The sequence below is a fragment of the Phocaeicola sp. genome (assembly GCF_048170425.1).
Classification (GTDB): Bacteria; Bacteroidota; Bacteroidia; order Bacteroidales; family Bacteroidaceae; genus Phocaeicola.
Genome location: NZ_DBEXBB010000297.1, coordinates 1 through 5,944 on the forward strand (window position 1 = coordinate 1; position 5,944 = coordinate 5,944).

Annotated in this window: 6 protein-coding genes; 2 read left to right on the top strand and 4 right to left on the bottom strand. The window is 47.9% G+C overall.

The genetic code is table 11. The features are described from left to right. Positions 1 to 746: carboxylating nicotinate-nucleotide diphosphorylase (gene nadC, locus ACMJ0U_RS11540; protein ID WP_417130057.1), on the top strand; the 746-nt coding region annotated here is incomplete at its 5' end. A 67-nt stretch (positions 747 to 813) separates the two neighbouring features. Next, positions 814 to 1,428 carry a DUF4923 family protein gene (locus ACMJ0U_RS11545; protein ID WP_417130058.1) on the top strand — a complete coding sequence of 205 codons (615 nt, stop codon included), beginning with the start codon at positions 814 to 816 and terminating at the stop codon, positions 1,426 to 1,428. A gap of 79 nt (positions 1,429 to 1,507) precedes the next feature. Here ACMJ0U_RS11545 and hisB read toward each other — a convergent pair whose 3' ends face one another. The 4 genes from hisB to hisG are packed head-to-tail and all read right to left on the bottom strand — an operon-like array spanning position 1,508 to position 5,838. Beyond that, on the bottom strand, positions 1,508 to 2,629 hold the full coding sequence (gene hisB / locus ACMJ0U_RS11550) for a bifunctional histidinol-phosphatase/imidazoleglycerol-phosphate dehydratase HisB (RefSeq protein WP_417130059.1): 1,122 nt from the start codon (positions 2,627 to 2,629) through the stop codon (positions 1,508 to 1,510). Continuing rightward, positions 2,626 to 3,675, bottom strand: coding sequence for a histidinol-phosphate transaminase (gene hisC / locus ACMJ0U_RS11555; protein WP_417130060.1), 1,050 nt, complete (start codon positions 3,673 to 3,675; stop codon positions 2,626 to 2,628). Before hisC ends, hisB begins: the two co-directional genes overlap by 4 nt. Positions 3,676 to 3,677: 2 nt before the next feature. Continuing rightward, a complete protein-coding gene (gene hisD / locus ACMJ0U_RS11560; RefSeq protein WP_417130061.1) occupies positions 3,678 to 4,955 on the bottom strand; it encodes a histidinol dehydrogenase in 1,278 nt (425 codons plus the stop codon). A 31-nt stretch (positions 4,956 to 4,986) separates the two neighbouring features. Then, entirely contained in the window at positions 4,987 to 5,838 is an 852-nt protein-coding gene (gene hisG, locus ACMJ0U_RS11565) for an ATP phosphoribosyltransferase (RefSeq protein WP_417130062.1), read from the bottom strand. Between the last annotated feature and the right edge of the window lie 106 nt (positions 5,839 to 5,944).

The window sequence follows — 5,944 nt, forward strand, 5'->3', positions numbered from 1 at the left end:
CCATGGGAAAATCAAAACTTTTGATAAAGGAAGAAGGAATTCTGGCCGGAATTGAAGTGGCCAAAGAAGTATTTCATCGCTTTGACCCGGAAATGAAGGTGGAGGTCTTCATTCAAGACGGTACACACGTGAAACCGGGTGATGTGGCTATGGTAGTAGAAGGAAAGATTCAGTCTTTGCTTCAGACCGAACGCTTGATGCTGAACATTATGCAGCGTATGAGCGGTATTGCGACCATGACAAACAAGTATGTGGAACGTCTGAAGGGAACGAAGACTCGCGTACTTGATACACGCAAGACTACTCCAGGGATGCGTATTCTTGAAAAGATGGCGGTGAAAATAGGTGGAGGAGTAAACCATCGTATCGGATTGTTCGACATGATTCTGTTGAAAGACAATCATGTGGATTTTGCCGGAGGTATTGACAAGGCAATTACTCGTGCAAAAGAATACTGCAAGGCAAAAGGAAAGGACCTGAAAATTGAAATAGAAGTGCGTAACTTCGATGAGTTGCAGCAGGTACTCGACCTGGGTGGAGTAGACCGTATCATGCTGGATAACTTTACTCCGGAAAATACACGCAAGGCTGTGGAAATGGTAGGCGGACGCGTGGAATTGGAGTCATCAGGTGGTATTACCTTCGATACTTTGCGCGACTATGCAGAATGTGGAGTGGATTACATCTCTGTAGGTGCCCTGACGCATTCTGTAAAAGGTCTTGACATGAGTTTCAAGGCTTGCTAAGATGGACAAGCATGTGAAGCAAGTCACTTGTTGAAGAAGAATCTACCAAATAAAAATAAGAAGAGTGATGAAAAAAAGTGTTTTATGGAGAAGTGTGCTGGTACTGGCATTGTGTATTGCCGGAACAGCCAATGGAATGGCTCAGGACCTGAAATCAATTCTTTCGGGTGTAGCCAATGCGGTAGCTAATAAGGTAACGGGTGAAAGTGCTTCAATGACAGGTACGTGGGCTTATGTGGGTCCCGACTGTAAATTTGAAAGTGATAACCTGCTGGCAAAGGCAGGCGGTGAAGTGGCCGCCAAGCAAGTTGAGGAAAAAATGAGCGGAGTGCTGGAAAAACTGGGATTCAAAGAAGGAGCAACTTATACTTTCAATGAAGACAGTACGTATACCTCTGTGATTGGCGGAAAAACAGTCAATGGAACTTATAGCTACAATGCAGAGACCAAGGAACTGACGATGAAAACTCGCTTGGGACTGAAGGTGAATGCAACAGTTTCGAAAGGTCTTACAGGGAATACCATGAGTCTGCTGTTTAAAGCAGACAAATTGATGTCACTGGCACAGACCATTACAGGGGCTGTGGCAAGCAAGTCGTCTAATTCTGCGGTGAGTACAGCCAGCTCGTTGTTGGGTCAGTATGATGGACTGCAACTGGGTGTGGAGCTTAAGAAGCAGTAATTGTACATTTATTTTTACGTAAGTAATAAAACAGAAGAAGCATGGATTCCAATTGCGGGTTTCCATGCTTCTTCCTTTTTTATATGCATCCTTTGCTGGATGGAATTTCAAAATGATGAATGTCACGGCGTATGGCCATTTTAATGCTTCGGGCAAAAGCCTTGAAGATACCTTCTATTTTATGGTGCTCATTGGTTCCTTCAGCCTTGATATGGAGGTTCATACGGGCAGAGTCGCTCAGCGACTTAAAGAAATGGAGGAACATCTCGGTGGGCATGTCGCCAATTTTTTCGCGGGTGAAGGTGGCGTCCCATACTAGCCAAGCTCGTCCGCCGAAATCGAGTGAAACCATGCACTGGCAGTCATCCATGGGCAGGCAGTAGCCATAACGTTCGATGCCTCTTTTATTTCCCAATGCTTTGTACAGACACTCTCCTAGAGCAATGGCTGTATCTTCAATGGTGTGGTGTTCGTCCACTTCCAAATCACCGTCTACGTGGATGTCCAGGTCGATGCCACCGTGCTTACCAATCTGTTCCAGCATGTGGTCAAAGAATCCCAATCCGGTATGGATATGGCAAGTGCCGTTCCCGTCCAGGTTCACTCGGATACGGATATCGGTTTCCTTGGTTTTGCGGCATACCTCGGCAGTACGTTCACCGGCAAAAAGAAACTCTGCCACGCGGTCCCAGTCGGTGGTAGCTAATACGCACGTGTCTTCCAGTTCTTTTTCGGTCAGCAGACTTTTATCCGGTTGCAGCAGGATGGCCTTGCAGCCTAAGTTTTTCGCCAGTTCTACATCAGTAGCGCGGTCGCCAATCACAAAGCTTCCGGCCAGGTCGTATTCCGGATTGTTCAGGTAGGCCGTGAGCATACCGGTGCGTGGCTTGCGGGTAGGGGCATTGTCTTCCGGGAAACTCCGGTCGATAAGGATGTTGTCAAATTCAATGCCTTCGTTTTTGAACGACTGGAGCATCAGGTTGTGTACGGGCCAGAATGTGTCTTCCGGAAAGGAGTCAGTGCCTAATCCGTCCTGGTTGGTCACCATGACAAACTCAAAATCTAGTTTCTGGCGGATAAAGTAGAGGTTGCGGAACACTTTTGGATAGAATTCCAGTTTCTCGAACGCATCCAACTGGTAATCTACGGGCGGCTCGATGACGAGAGTACCGTCGCGGTCAATGAACAATACTTTTTTCATGCTTCCTCCTCCTTGTAGTTTTTCAGGGCTTCCAGCAAGGTGTCGTTCTCCGGACGCGTGCCGATGGTGATGCGCAGACAGTCCTGACAGAGCGTGACACTACTACGGTTGCGGACGATGATTCCTTTGTCGACCAAGTAGTTGTAGATTTTCTTGGCATTACTCACTCGTGTCAGGAAGAAATTGGCATCGGTAGGATAGATACGTCGGCAGCAAGCAAGCTTCTGGAATTCCTGCATGAGACGGGTACGTTCGTGAAGCAGGGATTCTACCCACTGCTGTACCTGATAATGCTTTTCAATCATGTGGATAGCTTCCTGCTGGGTCAGCCGGTTCACGTTGTACGGATATTTGATTTTATTCAGCAGGTTGATGATTTCCTGAGAGGCAAAAGCCATGCCCAGACGGATACCGGCGCATCCCCATGCCTTGGAGAAGGTCTGAAGAATAATCAGGTTCGGAAATTCGTCGAGCTGCTGCAGGAACGATGCTTCATTTGAAAAGTCAGCGTATGCCTCATCCAGAATAACCAGTCCGTCAAATGAGCGGAGTAGGGTAAGAATCTCTTCCCGGCACAGACGGTTTCCCGTCGGGTTATTGGGCGAACAGAGGAAAATCAGTTTGGTGTGTTCGTCGGCAGCAGCCAGTAAGTCGGCAGCTTTGAACTGAAAGTTTTCATCCAACTGCACTCTCCGGTATTCCACGTCGTTTACTTCGGCACATACCTGATACATACCGTAAGTCGGGTCGATAGCCACTACATTGTCAATGCCCGGGCGGCAGAAAGCACGGAAAGGAAGGTCGATGGCCTCATCGCTTCCATTACCTAAAAAAATGCGGTCTGGCGATACCTTCTTTACTCTTCCAATCAGGCCCTTTAATTCTCTTTGAAGCGGGTCTGGATAACGGTTGTTAGGGGTATTGTAGGGATTTTCATTGGCATCCAGAAATACAGAAGCCTCTTTCCCGCTATATTCGTCGCGTGCCGAAGAATAGGGTTTCAGGGCCCAGATGTTCGGCCGCGTAAGTTCTTTCAATGGTTTCATAGTTACTTATTTAAACGTACGGATACTGCATTTTTGTGGGCGTCAAGTTGTTCGTTGGCTGCCATGACTTCAATGGCCGGACCAATCATGGCGATACCTTCAGGTGTAATTTCCTGGAAGGTAATTTTGCGGATGAAGCTGTCCAGGCTGACTCCGCTGTAGGCCTTTGCATAGCCGTTGGTTGGAAGTGTATGGTTGGTACCCGAAGCATAGTCGCCCGCACTTTCTGGAGAATAATAGCCTAAGAACACGGAACCTGCATTGACAATTCGTTCGCTGATTTCCAGGTAATCCTTGGTTTCGATAATCAGGTGCTCCGGAGCGTATTCATTGGTCATTTCCACGGCTTCGTCCATGTTCTTCACTAAAATCAGTTTGCTGGCAGCTAAAGAGCGGCTGGCAATTTCCTTTCTTGGGAGCTGGCCCAGCTGGCTTTCCACTTCTTCTGTCACTGCTTTCAGTAAAGTCTCACTGGTGGTAATCAGGATGGCCTGACTGTCGGTGCCATGCTCTGCCTGTGAGAGTAAATCGGCAGCTACAAAAACTGGGTTGGCTGTCTCATCGGCCAGTACCGCTACTTCGGAAGGGCCTGCTGGCATGTCGATGGCTACGTCGCGCAAGGAAACCTGTTGCTTGGCCGCAGTGACATACTGGTTGCCCGGACCGAATATCTTGTATACCTTGGGAATACTTTCCGTACCGTAGGCCATGGCTCCAATAGCTTGTACTCCACCAGCTTTGAAGATACGGTTGATGCCCGCCAGTCTGGCTGCATAAAGAATGGCCGGATGAATCTTACCTTCTTTGTCAGGAGGAGTGCAGAGAATGATTTCCTTGCATCCGGCAATTTGTGCCGGAGTGGCCAGCATCAGGACGGTGGAGAAAAGAGGAGCTGTCCCACCGGGAATGTACAATCCCACTTTCTCAATGGCTACCGCTTTCTGCCAGCAAGTAACGCCCGGCAGTGTGGTGATTTTCTTTCCCTGGAATACCTGTGCGGCGTGGAATGTGCGGATGTTGTTATAAGCCAGTGTGATGGCTGCCTTCAGTTCGATGCTGACTTTCTTTTCTGCTTCGGCAATTTCTTCCTCGCTTACCAGCAGGGAGTTCAGTCGCACCTTGTCGAACTTTTCTTCGTATTCCAGCACGGCTTTATCACCTTCAAATTTGATGCGGTTTAATATTTCGAGTACGGTTTCCCGTAATGATTCCGTTTGAAGCGTCGGGCGTTTCAGCAAGTCCGCCCATGTATTTCTTTCGGGATAAGTAATGATGTTCATAGTAACAATCTTTGTGATGCGGTTTTGAAAATCAAAGTATCATTTTCTCTATGGGCAGTACCAGGATGCCTTGTGCGCCGATGGCTTTCAGCTTGCCGATGATTTCCCAGAAACATTTCTGGTCGAGAACAGTGTGGATGCTGCTCCATCCTTCTGTAGCCAATGGCATGATGGTCGGACTCTTCACACCGGGAAGAACGGCTACGATGTCTTGCATCTTGTCGGTCGGTACGTTCATCAGCACGTATTTCTTGTCTTCAGCGGTTTTGACTGCATTGATGCGGAACAGCAGTTCCTGAAGTATTTCCTTCTTTTCGTCTGACATGTGCTTGTTTCCGATGAGCAGCGCTTCGCTCTTCATTACCACTTCCACCTCCTTCAGGTTGTTGCTGATAAGGGTAGAGCCGGAGCTGACAATGTCGAAGATGGCATCAGCCAGACCGATGGCCGGAGCAATTTCCACTGAACCGGTGATGACGTGAATGTCGGCTTCAATGTGCTGTTCTGCTAAGAAGTTTTTCAGAATATTGGGATAGGAGGTCGCAATCTTTTTGTGATTGAACCATTCCAGTCCGTTGTATTCTGTTTCTTTGTGAATGGCCAGTGACAAACGGCATTTGCTGAAGCCCAGACGGTGCACGATTTCCGCTTCCTCGGCACGTTCCACGAACTCATTTTCTCCTACAATACCGAGGTCGGCTACGCCGTTGGCTACGCATTGTGGAATATCATCGTCGCGCAGGAACAGTACTTCTACCGGAAAATTGCTGGACTGTGTCAGCAAGGTGCGTTTGGAGGTAGATAACTTGATGTCTGCTTCAGTAAACAGGGCCATTGTGTCTTCGAACAAGCGCCCTTTGGATTGTACGGCAATTCTTAACATATTGTTCTAAGTTTTTAAAGTGTCAAATAAAAAAAGGCTTACCGAGGAATAAATTCTTACGGCAAGCCTTTGTGTAATCTTATCTCTTGTAACTGCACGCGTCGTC